Origin of the sequence: Streptomyces sp. NPDC088810 (genome assembly GCF_044750305.1) — a bacterium.
Lineage (GTDB): Bacteria > Actinomycetota > Actinomycetes > Streptomycetales > Streptomycetaceae > Streptomyces.
Genome location: NZ_JBIVJQ010000001.1, coordinates 1,209,533 through 1,224,460, shown reverse-complemented (window position 1 = coordinate 1,224,460; position 14,928 = coordinate 1,209,533). Strand labels below are relative to the sequence as shown.

Genomic DNA, 14,928 nt, shown 5'->3' with positions numbered 1-14,928 from the left:
GGTCCGGTCGGCTCCCGCCCGGCGACGGGCGGCGCGTCAGCGGGTGCGTTCGTCCGTGCCCGCGACCTTCCCCGTGGCCAGGGCCACGCGGTTCCACGTGTTGATCGTGAGGATCAGCGAGAGGACGTGGGCCAGTTCCCGGTCGTCGAAGTGGGCGGCGGCCTCCGCGTAGACGGCGTCGGGGACGCCGCCGTCGGCGACCAGGGTCACCGCCTCCGTGAGGGCGAGGGCGGCCTGTTCCTTCGGGGTGAAGAAGTGCCGGGCCTCGCGCCAGACGGCGACCATGTGGAGCCGGTCCTCGTTCTCGCCGGCCTTGCGGGCGTCGTTGGTGTGCATGTGCAGGCAGTAGGCGCAGTGGTTGAGATGGGAGGCGCGGATCTGGATCAGTTCGACCAGGGCGGGGTCGAGGCCCTCGCGGGCGGCGGCGTCGAAGCCGACGATCGCGCGGAAGACCTTCGGCGCGGCCTTCGCGAAGTCCAGGCGGGTGCGGGAGGCGTCGGCGGCGGCGATCCCCGTGGTGAGGTCGACGGTGGCGGTGGTGGCAGGCGTGTGCGTCGTCATGTGCTTCAACCTAGGGGCCCGAAAGACCGGCTGTAGGGTGCATTTCCATGACGGATTCGTGGGTCAATTCCGCGGAGCGGATCGGTGCGGACCTGCATCTGGAGCTGTCGGGACCGGGCGGCCGGCGGGCGGCACTGACCCGGGCACTGCGGGAGGCGGTGCGCAGCGGCCGGCTGGGGCCGGGTACCCGGCTGCCGCCGTACCGGTCGCTCGCCGCGGACCTGGGCGTGGCCCGCAACACGGTGGCCGACGCGTACGCGGAGCTGGTCGCGGAGGGCTGGCTGACCGCCCGGCAGGGGTCCGGGACCCGGGTCGCCGAGCGGACCGAGCCGCTGCGCCCCGCCGTGCGCACGCCGGTGAAGGCACCTCCGCGCGCGCGTGGGCCCCGGCACGATCTGCGGCAGGGCACGCCGGACGCGTCGGCCTTTCCGCGCGCGGCCTGGGCGGCCTCGTACCGCCGGGCGGTGCAGGCGGCGCCGAGCGAGGCGTTCGGGCCGGGCGATCCCGCCGGGCGCCGCGAGCTGCGGGAGACGCTGACGGAGTACCTGGCACGAGCGCGCGGGGTGCGTACCGAGCCGGACCGGATCGTGATCTGCTCGGGCTTCGCGCACGCCCTGCGGCTCCTCTTCGGCCGCGGCACCCGGGAGGGACCGGCGGCGGGCGGGGTGCTGCGCGGTCCGCTGGGCGTGGAGGCGTACGGTCTCGGCTTCCACCGGGAGCTGCTCGCGGCGGCCGGAGTGCGCACCGTACCGCTGCCGCTGGACGAGCACGGCGCGCGGGTGGACGCGCTGGGGCGGGAGCGGGCCGTGCTGCTGACGCCCGCGCACCAGTTCCCGACCGGCGGTCCGCTGCACCCGGAGCGACGGGCGGCGGTGATCGACTGGGCCCGCGCGCGGGAGGCGGTGGTGCTGGAGGACGACTACGACGGCGAGTTCCGGTACGACCGCCGGCCCGTCGGCGCGCTCCAGGGTCTCGATCCCGAGCGGGTGATCCACATCGGGTCGGTCAGCAAGAGTCTGTCGCCGGCGCTGCGGCTGGGCTGGATGGTCCTGCCCGAGCGGTATGTCGAGCCGGTGCTGGCGGTGAAGGGCGAGCGGGAGGGGTGGGCGAGCGTGCTGGACCAGCTCGCGCTCGCGGACTTCGTGGACGGTGGGTCGTACGACCGTCATGTGCGGCGTATGCGGCAGCGGTACCGGCGCCGGCGTGACCGGCTCGTCGCCGCGCTCGCCGCGCAGGCGCCGCACATCGAGGTGACGGGCATCGCGGCCGGGCTGCACGCGGTGCTGCGGCTGCCGCCCGGCACGGAGCGGTCGACGGTGAAGGCCGCCGCGTGGCAGGGCATCGCCCTCGACGGACTCGCCGGGTTCCGGCATCCGCAGAGTCCGACGGCGGCCGGCGACGGACTGGTGGTGGGGTACGCGGCCCCGGCCGAACACGCCTACGGGGCGGCGCTGGAGGCCCTGTGCGAGGTGCTGCCGCCGGAGTGACACGTGCCGGGACACCGGGCGGCGGCCGATGCGGAGAGCCGGCGGAATCCCCGGGCCACAGCTCCCTGGCCCGTGCCGCCGGCTCCCCGAACTACGGCCCGGCTTCCCGGTCTACGGTTTACGGGCCACTGACTGCGATCAACTGTTCAGCACCATAAGGAAGTTGCATAAAAGAACAACACACGCCAAGGTCAGGACAGCAGGAAGTCGGCCTCCCCCGCCTTGGCGCCCTCGATGAACGCGGTCATCTCGTCCATGGTGTAGATCAGCGCCGGCCCGTCCGGATCGGTCGACTGGCGTACCGCGATCCGGCCGTCGGCCAGCTTCATCGCCTCCAGGCAGTTTCCGCCGTTGCCGCCGCTCCAGGGCTTGTGCCACCCCTCGCTGCCCAACTCCCGCGCGGGCATGCCGTTGTAGACGCGTCCGCGCGGCTTGATGCGATCCATTCACAGCTCCTTGCGGAGATCCCGGAGGATCTCCTTCGTGCGTTGTGCCGTAGCGGCCTGCGCCGCCATGCGGTCCATGACCTCCAGGTGGGTCGCCACCTCGGTGCGTGCGTCCAGGTAGACGGCGCCGGTCAGGTACTCGCTGTAGACCATGTCCGGCAGTTCTGACATGGCAAATCGGAACAGCACGAAGGGCCCGTACGTGCCCGGGTGCGGCCCGTTGGCGAACGGGGCGACCTGGAGGGTCACATGGGGCAGCTTCGTGGCCTCGAGCAACCTGTCGATCTGCGCGCGCATCACCTCCGGTCCGCCGACCGGGCGGCGCAGGGCGGTCTCGTCCATCACCGCCCAGAAGCGGGGCGCGTCGGGACGGGTGAGCAGTTGCTGGCGTTGCATGCGCAACGCGACGTGCCGCTCGATGTCGTCCGGGCTGGTCTGGCCGATGGCGCCGGACTTCAGCACGGCGCGCGCGTAGTCCTCGGTCTGCAGCAGGCCGGGGACGAAGTGCGGCTCGTAGGAGCGGATGAGGGCGGCCGCACCCTCCAGGCTGACGTACATCGAGAACCAGCCCGGCAGGATGTCGTGGAACCGCTGCCACCAGCCGGGCCTGTTCGCCTCCTCGGCCAGCTGGACGAAGACCTCGGCCTCGTCGTCGGGCACGCCGTAGGCCTTCAGCAGCAGTTGCAGGTACGGGATTTTGAGGGAGACCTCGGCCATCTCCATGCGGCGGACGGTGGCGGGGGCGACGCGGAGCACGCGGGCGGCCTCCTCGCGCTTCAGTCCGGCGCGTTCCCGCAGGTCCAGCAGGCGCCGGCCGAGGACCACCTGGCCCACCGTCGGCGCGGACCGCGGTTCGCTCACGCTCCCACCTCCACCGAACGCCTCTCGCCGAGGCTTCTTGCCGAAACTTCTTGCCACGGCTTCTGGCCGCGACTTCTGACTGCGCTTCTGGCCGGATCCTCTCGTCGAAGCCCGGTGCCGAAGCCTCTTGCCCTGAAGATTCCTGACAGCCCTGCGGCGCCATTCGAAGTTTCATTCGAAGACCGGGCGGGATCTCCGATGACTTCAATTGGCGCCGCGCGAGGTGCTGTTGCGAGCAGTGTGCCACGGCCTCTGACCGAGTCACACAGCACTCTGCAATTTTCAGAGTGACCCTTGCCAAGTGTCCGCGGCGGGGAGATAGTGGCAGGCGTGATTCCGTCCGCGCCCTTAGGAACAGACGCGGCCGCAGACCCTTCCGGTCTGGGCGCCGCGGCGGGAGCATCCCCCCAGCGGGGCGCTGCCGAGCGCAGGTTCCGCTTCGAGCTGGCCGCACATCCGGGTTCCGTCGCCCAGGCCCGACGCCTGACGCACGCCCGGCTGGCCCGCTGGTCCGTCTGCGCGGACACCTGCGACAACGCGGCTCTGGTCATATCCGAGTTGGTCACCAACGCGATCGTGCACACCGCGAGCAGCCGGGTCGTGTGCGAGTTGCTCGACCACGACGACATGGTGCGCATAGCCGTACACGATCAGGGCTGTGCTCCTGGCGAACCCCACCCGTCCCCGCAGCGAGCCGATGAGGAGCACGGGAGGGGGTTGCTTCTCGTGGACGCGCTGTGCCGGGCCTGGGGTGCCCAGGAGCACGGTCCCGGGCTGTCGGTCTGGGCGGAGCTGCCCCGCCAGGCCGACGCCGCCCAGGACATCGCGGCACCGCGCGGCGACCTGGGCTGGGGTGCCCGGCCCAAGCCGGGCCGCCCGGACGACTCCGACGAGGAGCGGCCGGCCGAGGCGAGCGGACGGGCGCCGGAGCAGGGCGGACGCCGGGAGACGGAGCAGCAGGGGGGATCGGGGCCGCACGGACAGGGGGGCGCGGAGTACCACCGGCACGTATCCGCCGGTCAGCCACCGCGTCGGATGCCCGAGCAGCACCGGCACGGGGCCATGGACCAGCACGGGCACGCCACACATCCGGTATCGCACCGGCCCACCGCACCCCTGGACCGCAGCCCCGAGCGCCCTCTTCCCGGAGAGCGGCCGTGACCGGCACCGGTCGGGGCGGGGGCGCCGGGGCCGGTCAGGCGCAGGCCGTCGGCCTGAACACCCTAGTACGGCTGCAGCGCCGGCGGCCGGCCCCGGAACCGGACCGCCGCCTGTCGTTGCCGGACGGCATGACGGCCCCGCTCGGCTTCGACGCGGTGGCCGTGCCCGATCACCTCGGTCCGCTCGTCGTACCCCGGCTGCCGCGGGTGGGATGCGTGTACGCCGACGGTTCCCGCTGGTGGTGGATCGTTCCGGCGGACTCCGACTACGCCCTGCCCTGGCCGTCCCCGGCCCACTACGCCACCGGCGCCCTGATCACCGGCCTCGCCCGCCTGATCCACCGCCCGGAGGGCACGGTCCCGTACACCCCGCCGATCCCTCTTTACCTGGCCCTGTGCCGGGTGACGGGAACCTCCCCGGACTGGTCCCGGGCCGTCTCGGCGTAACCACCCCGCCCACCGCCCGGAAGGTACGGTCCCGGGCCCGCCGCCCTTCCTCAGGCCCTGCCGCGGGACAGGGGCCGCCCGGACTCGTCCCGGGCCGTCTCGGCGTACCCCTCGCCCACCGCCCGCAGGACACGGCCCCGCACACCCCCTCCCACCGCCCGCACGGCACGCCCCCGTACACCCCGCCGCAGGGTTCCAGCCGTCTCGGCACAACCACCCCGCCCAACGCCCGCAGGGCACCGGCCCGTACACCCCGCCGATCTACCGACCCCGCCCGCCGGCAGGCCTTCCCCCGCAGGTCGCGCGCCCCGCACCCGGCGCGCTCCTTCCGCGCCCCTGCGTACGTCCCCTCGCGCCCTGCCGGGCGGCGGCTCCGGCCGGGATAGTGGCCGTTCCGTCGGGGTCCGGGAGGTAAGGGTGAGAAAGAGGCGGGAGGCGGCCGAGCCCGTGGTGTCGGCGTCGGAGCGGCTGCTGTTCGGCGGGCCGCTGCGCTACGACATGGGCTGGAACCAGCACGCGGACGCCTTCCTGGCGCTCGGTTTCCGGGCGATGCTGACCCGGCTGCCCGGCATGCTGGCGTCCAGTCTCCGGCTGGCCCGGCAGGCCGACGCGCGGGCCGCCCGGGTGGTACTGGCCGCCGAGCTGGGCCGGGGCGTGGCCCAGGCGGTGAGCCTGCTGGCGGTGAACAGCGCGCTCGGCGAGCTGCTCACCGGCCCCGACATCGGGCAGCGGCTGCGCTCGGCCGCCCCGGCCCTCGTGGTGATGGCCGCCGTGATGCTGGTCGCCGCGCTGCTGCGGGCCGCCTCCACCTACGCCACCGGACGGCTGGAGCCCAAGGTGGAGCGGGTGGCGACCGAGCTGTACCTGGAGCGGGCGGCGAACGTGGAGCTGGCCGCGATCGAGGACCATGCCTTCCACAAGTTGCTGGACACCGCCCAGTACGGCGCCCGGTCCGCCCGGCACATGATGGGATACGGCGCACAGGTGATCAACGCGATGATCTCGCTGGTCGCCGCGGCGGGCGTGCTCACCGTGCTGCATCCCGCGCTGCTGCCCCTGCTGGTCACCATGACCCTGCCCAGCGCCTGGAGCGCGCTGACCAACGCCCGGCGCCGCTACGAGTCCTTCCACACCTGGGTGCAGCACGCCCGGGCCGGCCAACTGATCAGCAGCCTGCTCACGGAGCCGACCGCCGCTCCCGAGATCAGGGTGCACGGGGTGGGCCCGTTCCTGCTGCACCACTTCCGGGCCATGTCGGAGACCGCGGAGGCGGAGCAGGCCCGGCTGTCCCGGCTGGCCGCACGCACCGGTCTGATCGCCGCGGCCTGGACGGGCCTCGCGACCCTCGCCACCTATGCGACGCTCGGCGCGCTGCTGCTGGCCGGCGCGATGGCGCTGTCGGTGGCCGGTACGGCGGTGATCGCGATCCGCACGGGCGCGGCGAGCCTGGACACGCTGGTGCTGGAGATCAACCAGCTGCACGAGGAGGCCCTGTTCGTGGGCGATCTGCAGCGGATGTACGTCGCGGCGGCCGAGCGGGCCATCCCGGCGGGCGGGGAGCCGCTGCCGGAGGACCCGAAGGAGGTCCGCTTCGAGAACGTCACCTTCAGTTACCCGCATGAGGCGGCCCCCGCCGACGGCTGTCCGGGCACTCCGCCCCGCCCCGCCCTCGACGACGTCAGCCTCACCCTGCCCCTCGGCCGGATCATCGCGCTCGTCGGGGAGAACGGCTCGGGCAAGACCACGCTGGTCAAGCTGCTCGCGGGGCTGTACACACCCGACCGGGGCCGGATCCTGTGGGACGGCGTCGACGCCGCTCGGGCCGACCGGCGGCTGCTCGCCGAGCGCATCGCGATGGTGGCACAGGACTTCAAGCGCTGGCCGTTCACCGCCCGGGTGAACGTGGCCGTCGGACGTTCCGCCGCCCCGATGACCGAGGAGCGGCTGGCCGCGTCGATCGCCGACGCGGGGGCCGAGGAGGTGGTCGCGGATCTGCCGCGCGGCCTGGACACGCTGCTGGCCCGGAACTTCAGCGGCGGGCACGAGCTGTCCGGCGGCCAGTGGCAGCGGCTCGGCATCGCCCGGGCGGCCTACCGGCGCGGGAGCATCCTGATCGTGGACGAGCCGACGGCGGCGCTGGACGCACGGGCCGAGCTGGAGGTGTTCGAGAAGATCCGGGCGCTGGCGCGGGGCGGGCAGACGGTGGTCCTGATCACCCACCGGCTGGCCTCGGTCCGGCACGCGGACCTGGTGCACGTGCTGGAGCACGGGCGCCTGGTCGAGTCCGGCACTCCGGAGGAACTGCTGGCCAGGGGTGGTGTCTACGCGGACCTGTACACGCTGCAGGCGCAGCAGTTCACGGCGCGCGTGCCGGCGCCGAGGCCGGGCTGAGTCCCCGGACGGGCTCAGTCGGCGGTATCGACGCCGCGGACGATCACCAGGAACGTGTCCGTCGCGAGGTCCATGACGACCTCGGCGGGCAGGCCTTCCAGACGCCGCGCGTGCGCGAACTCCTCCGCGGGCCGGGATCCCCGCGGACCTCCGGCGGGAAAGCGTTCGAGCACCGTTCGCCCGTTCACCATCTCGCACCTCCAGAAAGCGTCGTACGTGTAGGAGTTAACGCCCTGGAGAGGGGAAACGGCTCGCTCAGTGACGCTACTGAGACAATGGCGACACCGGGTCGGCGCGGACCGTGAGGATCCGTTCACCTTGTGACACGAAGCGGACCCTCCGTATCGGTGACAGCACCACTCAGTCGTCGTACTCGTCGTGGAGGCGGAGCCGTTCGCTGCCGGCGGGGCTGCGGCCGAGCGCGGTCAGGTCGAGCAGGGCCGCGGTGGTGCCCAGTCCGTCCAGCCCGTCGTCGTACACCGAGTAGGTGTGGAAGACCCGGTCGTGGTCGCGCAGGAAGCAGCTGAGGCCGGGCCGTTCGACCAGGTCGCCGCCCGAGTCGACGGTGGCCTCGAAGTCCCGGTTGAAGTCGCTGTGCGCCGAGGAGTACCAGGGCACCGCCCAGCCCATCCGCGCCTTGAACGGCAGGATCCGGGTGAACGGTGCCCGGGAGACGGCCGCGAAGGCGGTGTTCCGGGCGCGCAGGTGGGCCAGGTGGCCGACCTGGTCCAGGAAGGCGGCGCAGCAGGGGCAGCCGGAGTCCCACTCCGGGGCGAACATGAAGTGATGGACGACGAGCTGGGCCCGCTCCTCGAAGAGGTCGAGCAGGGTGGCCTTGCCGTCGCCGCCCTCGAAGACGTACTCCGGGTCCACCTCCACCATGGGCAGCCGCCGGCGCTCGGCGCCCAGGACCTCACGCGCTCGTCTGACCGCCTCCTCCTTGCGCAGCAACTCCTCGCGCGCCGCACGCCACTGCTCGCGCGAGACGATCCGGGGAAGCGACATGTGCCCTCCTGTCCGACGGTCGGTTCGGGGTGGTGACCGCCGCTGGGAGCGGAACTCATCGCAGGGCACGGAACATTTTCCGGCCGGCCCGGCGGAGAGGCGTCTTTCGGCCAGGCGCCTCGGCCGGGCCGTTGGCTCAGGTATCGTACGCCTGGATGCGCCGCCCGTGGCCGCGCGCGGTCAGCGCGGGCAGCCGGGCCGTCAGCTCCCGTACGACCGCGGGCACGTCCAGGGTGAGGAGTTCGCGGTCCCGCATCAGCACGCGGCCGTCGACGATGGTGGTGCGGACGTCGGCGGCGCGTGCGCTGTGCACGAGGGTGGCGGCGAGGTCGTGGACCGGCTGGGTGTGCGGCCCGGTGAGGTCGACCAGGACGATGTCGGCGCGGCGGCCGGGCGCGAGGGTGCCGACCCGGTCCCCAAGGCCGACCGCGCGGGCGCTCTGCAGGGTGGCGTGGTGCAGGGCCTGGCGGGAGGTGAGCCAGCGCGGGTCGCCCTCGGTGGACTTCTGGATCAGGGAGGTCAGCGCCATCGCCTCCCAGACGTCGAGGGAGTTGTTGGAGGCGGCGCCGTCGGTGGCGAGACCGACGGGGACGCCGGCCGCGCGCAGGGCCCGTACCGGGGTGGTCGTCGGCCAGGCGAACTTGAGGTAGTCGCGGGGCGCGGTGGCCACCGCCGTGCGGCCGCCCGTGCGCGCCAGCAGCGGAAGGTCCCGCTCCACGATGCCGGTGCCGTGCGCGATGAGCAGGTCGGTGTCGAGGAGCCCGGTGCGGTGCAGGACCTCGACGGGGGTGCGGCCGTGCCGGGCGAGGCTGGTGTCGGTCTGGTCGCGGTTCTCGGCGGCGTGGATGTGGACGGGCAGGCCGTGCGCGCGGGCGAGCTCGGCCGTGGCGGTGAGGTCGGCGTCGGTGACGGTGTAGGGGGCGTGCGGGGCGAGGGCGGTGGTGATACGGCCGTCGGCGGCACCGCGCCGGCGGAGCGCGAACGCCAGTGACCTCTCCCGCCCTTCGGGGCCCTGGCTGGAGAAGTAGGTCTCGCCGAGGTGGGCGCGCAGCCCGCACTCGGCGACGACGACGGCGACGGTGTCCATGTGGAAGTAGTGGTCGGCGAAGCAGGTCACGCCGCCGCGGATCATCTCGGCGCAGGCGAGCCGCGCCCCCAGCTCCACGTCCCGCTCGGTCAGGTTGGTCTCGACGGGCCAGACGACGTCGTTGAACCACTCCTCGGTCGGCAGGTCCTCGGCGAGACCGCGCAGCGCCACCATCGGCGCGTGCGTGTGGCAGTTGATCAGCCCCGGCAGCGCGACCTGTCCGCGCGCCTCGATCCGCTCCACGGCCGGGATCTCCCGCGCGGCGGCGGCCGTGGTGACCGCGTCGATCAGACCGCCGCGCACGACGAGCGCGGCCTCCTCGCGGAACCCGATCCGATCGCCCTGTCCCCCCTGTCCGCCCTGTTCGTGCTCCTCGTGCTCCTCGTGCTCCTCGTGCTCCTCGTGCTCCTCGTGCTCCTCGTGCACGAGGAGCGTGCAGCCGGTGACGACCAGGTCGGCGGGAGAGACGCGCGCGGACCCCACAGCACTCATGAGCCCAACGTACGGCCCCCCGGTCCCGTGAGGTGAGCCGAACCGTGCATCCGGTCGCGGCTACGCGGCGGCGGGCAGCGGTACCCGCATGCCCCGCTGCTCCAGCTCCCCGATCGCCTCGCGCAGTTGGCGCAGGTGCCGGGGGGTGAGCCGTCCGGTGTCGTCGAGGTGGACGGCGCAGGCGGTGGTGGTGTCCACGAGCCGTTCCAGCACCTCGGCGACGGCGTCCGTGCCCTCGGTGTGCCGGGCGAGGGCGGGCAGTTCCGCGGCGGCGAGCGCGATGGCGGTGCGGGCCTCGGCGAGGGTCCGGTAGGCCTCCCGGCGCAGCGCCCACCGCTCGGCGCGGTCGCCGGACTCGCCGAGGACGTGCAGGAGATAGGCGTGCGCGGCGCCGCCGGCCGCCGCGAGCCGGGCCCGTACCCCGCCGCCCCGCTCCCCCGGCATCGGCAGATGCCCGACGACCAGCACGAGCGCGCAGGCCAGCAGGGTCTCGCCGATCCGGCTGACCGAGGCCTGCGGCTCCCCGCCGGCCATGACCAGGGCAAGGACCAGGACGGTGACGACGGCGGTGAGCGCCGCGAAGTTGCGGGTGGCGACCGGTATGACGGCTCCGCACACCGCCACCAGGGCGATCAGCCCGACCGGGCGCGGCAGCACCGCGGCGAAGCCGGCGAACACCACGGCGCCGAGCACGGTTCCGGCCGCCCGGCACAGCACGCGGGAGGCGAGCGGGCCGAGGTCGGGCTTGACGAGGAAGACGGCGGTGGCGGGCAGCCAGTACCAGTGCGTGTGCGGCCCGTACCAGCGGCTGTGGTGCAGGGCCTGGGCGATGGCCGCGCTCGCGCCGAAGCAGAGCGCGACGCGCAGCCCGTACTCGCGCCCGCCGGCGCCGAGCGCGGCCCGCAGGGCGTGCCGGACGCCCCGGCGCCGGCCGAGCAGTCCGCGGTGGGCGCCCTCGCCCCGGTCGAAGGCATCGGCGGCGCGCAGCAGGGCGTCGTCCAGGGCGCGCAGGGCGGGCGCCGACCGGTGCGGGGCGGGCAGCGGACCGGTACCGGTGCTGCCGCGGACGGCGGCGGCGAGCTGCCGGGGCCCCTCCGCCGCCCGCGCCGGCACGGGCTCCCCCGCCCAGTACAGGGCGGTCGCGGCCTCGGCGAGGGGCAGGGCCGCCGCGAACCGGGCGTGCAGCCGGCGCTCGGCGGCCGAGCCGGCGTACCGGCGCAGCCGGGGTCCGGCGAGGGCGTCCTGGGCGTGGTCGAGCGCGGCGGTGAGCGCGGCCCGCCGGGCGGTGGCGTGCTCCCCGCCCACGGCGGCGACGAGCGCGGCGATCGCGTCGTACACGTCGGCGACCGCCTGCCGCTCCCCGTCGAAGCGGAAGTCCCCGGCGAGCGAGCCGGGGGTGGGCAGGGCGAGCCGCAGCACCAGCAGCCAGCCGGCGCCGGCCAGGAAGGCCACGGCCCGCAGCCATCCGCTCTCGGCGGCCGGCATCCCGGCGCCGACGGCCGCGGCGACGAGCAGCTGCGTGCCGGCGGCGGAGGCGACGGGTCCGACGGCGCTGATGCCGCCGGCGACCAGGCCCAGCGCGGTGAGCGCCAGGGTCAGCGGTACGGCGGCCAGTCCCTGCCCGGCGTACGTCCCCAGGAGCAGCCCCAGCGCCCCGGCCAGCGCGGGCACCCCGAGCCGCTTCACCGACGCCCGCCGGCTGCCGGGCCGGTCGTTGATGCCGGCGAGCATCGCGGCGATGGCGGCGATCACACCGAGCGCCGTCTGCCCGGCGAGCACCCCCACGGCCAGCAGCGGCCCGGCGGCGAGCGCGCCCCGGCAGACCGCGCTCCAGGGAACGGGTCCGCGCTGGGCACGGAAGGCGTGGGCGAGCCAGAGGGGTACGGCGGGCCGGGACACGGGGCTCCTGTTCATTCGAGGGCGGGGGTGGGCCTTCGGACGACGGTGGCCGGTGGAGTACTTCCACGGTAGATCGCGTTCCCCCGGCAAACGGGACGATGACGTTTCGCCCATGTGAAAGCTGCCGGTACAGCTGTTTTCTTTATGAACGCAATGCCCCGGACGCGCGCAGCGCCCCGGCGATGATCTTCCCGGCGTCGGTCACGGCGGCGGCGAGGACGGCGGGCTCGGCCCGCAGGGCGCCCACGACCGCGTCGACGCTCCGCAACCCGGCTCGCTCCAGCAGTCGCTTCTCGTTCGTCACCCACTCGCCGCGGGCCGCGAGCACGGCGTGGGCGGCCTGGGTGGCGGCCGTGGCGAGGGCTCCGGCGGTTTCGGTGAGGCGGCCGTGCGGGGCGTGGTTCGCCTGGGCATAGGTGAGGGTGGCCTGGGCGGTGCCGGACCAGCGGTCGAAGGCGGTGTGGCGCAGTTTCCGCGGGTAGCCGGCGGGGCGCGGGAGGCCGCCGCGCAGCACCCGGTTGAGTGCCAGTTCGGCGACGACCAGGTAGCTGGGGATCCCGGCCAGGTGGAACAGCAGCGGCTCCACCCGGAAACGGCCCTCCTCCGCCTCGGCCAGCTCGTGCTCGACGACATCCAGGTCCCGGTAGTGCACGTCGACCCGGCGCCCGTCGATCGTCAGCCAGGCGCCGCCGTTGAAGACACCGCCGCCCCAGCCGCCGATGCCGGAGACCTCGCCGGGCCAGCCGAGGGCGCGCAGGTCGTCCGGGTCGAAGGGGCCGCGGTAGTAGACGGCCAGGTCCCAGTCGCTGTCCGGGCGGTGGGTGCCCTCGGCACGGGAGCCGCCGAGGGCCACGGCCCGGACCGCGGGGAGGGCGGCCAGCCGGTCGGCGGTGGTGGCCAGGAAGTCGGCGTCGGAGGAGGGAGGCATGCGTCCAGCCTGGCGCAGCCACGCCGAGGTCCGCCCCTGACATTGCGCCGGGCCGTCGGCCAGGTGGTGGCGAGAGCGTCGGCCCGGTAATCGGGATGCGCCGCACCGCGGGAAGAGTCCCCTGATCGGAAGGCTGTTCACCCATCCGTGCAGGGGCCGCAGCCATGCTCCGGCGCGTCACAGCCCCGCTCTCTTCCCGCCGCCCGACTGCGGGTGATCGGCAGCGATCTGGCGCACGTGGTGTTGACGGACGTGTACGTCGTGAGCCGCGAGCCCCCGGGGCTGTCCGCGGTGTGGAAGGTCGTGGAGTCCTGGGGCTGAACACGGTCCGCATTCCTCCACGCTGCTCGGCGTGGCCTGCCCCGGCTGCACCGGTCAGCTGGTGGAGATCACGGCCACCGCGGTGGTGCCCGAGCAGCCGGGCGGCTCGGACCCGGCGCACGCCGCCGGTGCCGGGACGGACACCGGCTGAGGAACGCCTGTGTCCGCAGGCTCTACGGCAGCCCGGCCGCGTCCGCCGCCGTGCGCAGCACCTCGCGGAGCATGTCGGTGGTGAGCCGGCCGGTGAAGGTGTTGCGCTGACTGACGTGGAAGCAGCCGAAGAGGTCCAGGCCGTCGAGCGCGACCCGGGCGCCGTGGGCGAAGGCCGGACGGGGGCGGGGCACGGTCCAGCCCGCCTCCGCGAACGCGGGCAGCGCGGCCTGCCAGCCGAAGGCACCGAGGACGACCGCGGCCCGCAGCGTCGGCCGGAGCAGCGTCAGCTCCTGGACCAGCCAGGGCCGGCAGGTGTCCCGCTCACCGGGGGTCGGCTTGTTGGCGGGCGGGGCGCAGTGCACGGGCGCCGTGACCCGCACGCCGTGCAGCTCCAGTCCGTCGTCGGCGCGGACGGAGGTGGGCTGCGAGGCCAGCCCCACGTCGTACAGCGCCTGGTACAGCACGTCTCCCGAACGGTCGCCGGTGAACATGCGGCCGGTGCGGTTGCCACCGTGCGCGGCCGGAGCCAGGCCGATGATCACCAGCCGGGCGTCGGCCGGCCCGAAACCGGGCACCGGCCGCCCCCAGTACGTCCAGTCGGCGAACGCGGCCCGTTTCGTACGGGCCACCTCCTCACGCCAGTCGACCAGCCGGGGACAGGCCCGGCAGTCGGCGACGCGCCGGTCGAGCCGGGCGAGCGCACTGCTGTCGTCCATACCGACACCGTATGCCCCGGGGACCGACCCCTTGTGGTGGGGCCTGCGGGGGGGGAGGGCGGTCGGTACCGGTCCGGCTCCGCGGGTGCGCCAGCGGGTGCGGGGTGCCCTGCGCGGACGCCGGACGGGCCGGCCGACACCAGTCGGGTCCCACGGGCGGGCCAGGGGTTGCCGGGTGCCCCGCGCGGACGCCGGGACAAGCCGGCCGACACCGAACCGGTCCCACGGGCGAGCCAAGGGACGCAAGGTGCCCAGCGTGCCCTGCGCGGCGCCGGGAAAAGGCTTCCTGTGTCGCGGCCCCTGGGCGTTAAGGTCGAGGCATGGCTTCCGAGGATGCGGACGAGAACGTGGACCGTGGGACCGGCGAGAAAACAGGCGCGCCGGGCGGAGCGAGCCCCGCCCCCTCCCCCACCCCCTCTCCCTCCGACCAGCCGCTCGATCCCAAGATCGCCGCCGCGGTGGCCGCCGCCGAGGCCGCCGGGCCCGGCAACGGCGAGAGCGTCCGCATCGACAGCTGGATCTGGGCCGTCCGCCTGATCAAGACCCGCTCCCTCGGCGCCGCCGCCTGCCGGGGCGGGCATGTGCACGTGAACGGCGAGCGGGTCAAGCCCGCCTACTCCCTGCGCGTCGGCGACGAGGTGCGGCTCCGGAACGAGGGCCGGGAACGGATCGTGATCGTCAAGCGCCTGATCCGCAAGCGGGTCGGCGCGCCCGTGGCCGTCCAGTGCTACGTCGACAACTCCCCTCCGCCCCCGCCCCGCGAGGCCGTCGCCCCCGCGGGCCTGCGCGACCGCGGCGCCGGCCGCCCCACCAAGCGGGACCGCCGCGAACTCGAACGCCTCCGCGGCCTCGCCGCCGGCACCCCCGGCACCCCCGCAGCCTTCCCGCGCGCCCCCGGCTTCGGCAACCCCGGCCCCACCGGCGGACGCGGTACCTCCGGCGGCTCCGGTGGGCGATCCCGCGGGCGGTGAGCC

13 protein-coding genes and 2 pseudogenes are annotated in these 14,928 nt (G+C 74.4%); 6 read left to right on the top strand and 9 right to left on the bottom strand.

Annotated features, from left to right (window positions below; all coding sequences use genetic code 11):
- Positions 1-36: 36 nt before the first annotated feature.
- Positions 37-561 (bottom strand): carboxymuconolactone decarboxylase family protein, encoded by a 525-nt coding sequence (locus ACIP4Y_RS05625; RefSeq protein ID WP_401388064.1) that lies wholly within the window; start codon positions 559-561, stop codon positions 37-39.
- 47 nt (positions 562-608) lie between these two features.
- Between ACIP4Y_RS05625 and ACIP4Y_RS05620 the strand changes: the two genes are divergently transcribed.
- Entirely contained in the window at positions 609-2,048 is a 1,440-nt protein-coding gene (locus ACIP4Y_RS05620; protein WP_401388061.1) for a PLP-dependent aminotransferase family protein, read from the top strand.
- Positions 2,049-2,239: 191 nt separating this feature from the next.
- Here ACIP4Y_RS05620 and ACIP4Y_RS05615 read toward each other — a convergent pair whose 3' ends face one another.
- Complete coding sequence (locus tag ACIP4Y_RS05615; protein WP_030348027.1) at positions 2,240-2,494, bottom strand: DUF397 domain-containing protein; 255 nt, start codon at positions 2,492-2,494, stop codon at positions 2,240-2,242.
- The gene (locus ACIP4Y_RS05610) at positions 2,495-3,355 is read right to left on the bottom strand and encodes a helix-turn-helix transcriptional regulator (protein WP_358639864.1); all 861 of its coding nucleotides are present in this window, start codon (positions 3,353-3,355) and stop codon (positions 2,495-2,497) included.
- Positions 3,356-3,676: 321 nt separating this feature from the next.
- Here ACIP4Y_RS05610 and ACIP4Y_RS05605 point away from each other — a divergent pair.
- The 3 genes and pseudogenes from ACIP4Y_RS05605 to ACIP4Y_RS05595 form a co-directional block, all read left to right on the top strand.
- Positions 3,677-4,264 (top strand): annotated as a pseudogene (locus tag ACIP4Y_RS05605) (ATP-binding protein); the annotation flags it as partial.
- A 248-nt stretch (positions 4,265-4,512) separates the two neighbouring features.
- The gene (locus ACIP4Y_RS05600; RefSeq protein WP_401388057.1) at positions 4,513-4,962 is read left to right on the top strand and encodes a hypothetical protein; all 450 of its coding nucleotides are present in this window, start codon (positions 4,513-4,515) and stop codon (positions 4,960-4,962) included.
- Between the two features lie 498 nt (positions 4,963-5,460).
- Positions 5,461-7,353, top strand: a complete 1,893-nt coding sequence (locus ACIP4Y_RS05595; protein WP_401388690.1) for an ABC transporter ATP-binding protein — start codon at positions 5,461-5,463, stop codon at positions 7,351-7,353.
- A 14-nt stretch (positions 7,354-7,367) separates the two neighbouring features.
- Here the strand turns inward: ACIP4Y_RS05595 and ACIP4Y_RS05590 are convergent, their stop codons facing one another.
- The 5 genes from ACIP4Y_RS05590 to ACIP4Y_RS05570 form a co-directional block, all read right to left on the bottom strand.
- Positions 7,368-7,544: a hypothetical protein gene (locus tag ACIP4Y_RS05590; RefSeq protein ID WP_401388055.1), complete on the bottom strand. Its 177-nt coding sequence runs from the start codon at positions 7,542-7,544 to the stop codon at positions 7,368-7,370.
- Between the two features lie 169 nt (positions 7,545-7,713).
- Positions 7,714-8,358 carry a DUF899 domain-containing protein gene (locus ACIP4Y_RS05585; protein WP_401388052.1) on the bottom strand — a complete coding sequence of 215 codons (645 nt, stop codon included), beginning with the start codon at positions 8,356-8,358 and terminating at the stop codon, positions 7,714-7,716.
- Between the two features lie 136 nt (positions 8,359-8,494).
- The gene (locus tag ACIP4Y_RS05580) at positions 8,495-9,937 is read right to left on the bottom strand and encodes an amidohydrolase (protein ID WP_401388050.1); all 1,443 of its coding nucleotides are present in this window, start codon (positions 9,935-9,937) and stop codon (positions 8,495-8,497) included.
- Positions 9,938-9,997: 60 nt separating this feature from the next.
- A complete protein-coding gene (locus ACIP4Y_RS05575) occupies positions 9,998-11,851 on the bottom strand; it encodes an FUSC family protein (protein ID WP_401388047.1) in 1,854 nt (617 codons plus the stop codon).
- Positions 11,852-11,978: 127 nt separating this feature from the next.
- Positions 11,979-12,764 carry a nucleotidyltransferase domain-containing protein gene (locus tag ACIP4Y_RS05570; RefSeq protein WP_401388044.1) on the bottom strand — a complete coding sequence of 262 codons (786 nt, stop codon included), beginning with the start codon at positions 12,762-12,764 and terminating at the stop codon, positions 11,979-11,981.
- Between the two features lie 204 nt (positions 12,765-12,968).
- On the opposite strand from ACIP4Y_RS05570, the pseudogene ACIP4Y_RS05565 reads away from it, so the two are divergent.
- Positions 12,969-13,236: pseudogene (locus tag ACIP4Y_RS05565) on the top strand (RidA family protein); the annotation flags it as partial.
- 22 nt (positions 13,237-13,258) lie between these two features.
- Here ACIP4Y_RS05565 and ACIP4Y_RS05560 read toward each other — a convergent pair.
- Complete coding sequence (locus ACIP4Y_RS05560; protein ID WP_401388041.1) at positions 13,259-13,954, bottom strand: uracil-DNA glycosylase; 696 nt, start codon at positions 13,952-13,954, stop codon at positions 13,259-13,261.
- 320 nt (positions 13,955-14,274) lie between these two features.
- On the opposite strand from ACIP4Y_RS05560, the gene ACIP4Y_RS05555 reads away from it, so the two are divergent.
- A complete protein-coding gene (locus ACIP4Y_RS05555) occupies positions 14,275-14,925 on the top strand; it encodes an RNA-binding S4 domain-containing protein (RefSeq protein WP_401388038.1) in 651 nt (216 codons plus the stop codon).
- Positions 14,926-14,928 lie beyond the last annotated feature (3 nt).

Excerpts from the sequence above, each read along its gene's own strand:
- ACIP4Y_RS05625 (WP_401388064.1), bottom strand. The coding sequence starts at position 561 with ATGACGACGCACACGCCTGCCACCACCGCCACCGTCGACCTCACCACG.
- ACIP4Y_RS05620 (WP_401388061.1), top strand. The coding sequence starts at position 609 with ATGACGGATTCGTGGGTCAATTCCGCGGAGCGGATCGGTGCGGACCTG.
- ACIP4Y_RS05615 (WP_030348027.1), bottom strand. The coding sequence starts at position 2,494 with ATGGATCGCATCAAGCCGCGCGGACGCGTCTACAACGGCATGCCCGCG.
- ACIP4Y_RS05595 (WP_401388690.1), top strand. The coding sequence starts at position 5,461 with ATGGGCTGGAACCAGCACGCGGACGCCTTCCTGGCGCTCGGTTTCCGG.
- ACIP4Y_RS05590 (WP_401388055.1), bottom strand. The coding sequence starts at position 7,544 with ATGGTGAACGGGCGAACGGTGCTCGAACGCTTTCCCGCCGGAGGTCCG.
- ACIP4Y_RS05585 (WP_401388052.1), bottom strand. The coding sequence starts at position 8,358 with ATGTCGCTTCCCCGGATCGTCTCGCGCGAGCAGTGGCGTGCGGCGCGC.
- ACIP4Y_RS05580 (WP_401388050.1), bottom strand. The coding sequence starts at position 9,937 with ATGAGTGCTGTGGGGTCCGCGCGCGTCTCTCCCGCCGACCTGGTCGTC.
- ACIP4Y_RS05575 (WP_401388047.1), bottom strand. The coding sequence starts at position 11,851 with ATGAACAGGAGCCCCGTGTCCCGGCCCGCCGTACCCCTCTGGCTCGCC.
- ACIP4Y_RS05570 (WP_401388044.1), bottom strand. The coding sequence starts at position 12,764 with ATGCCTCCCTCCTCCGACGCCGACTTCCTGGCCACCACCGCCGACCGG.
- ACIP4Y_RS05560 (WP_401388041.1), bottom strand. The coding sequence starts at position 13,954 with ATGGACGACAGCAGTGCGCTCGCCCGGCTCGACCGGCGCGTCGCCGAC.
- ACIP4Y_RS05555 (WP_401388038.1), top strand. The coding sequence starts at position 14,275 with ATGGCTTCCGAGGATGCGGACGAGAACGTGGACCGTGGGACCGGCGAG.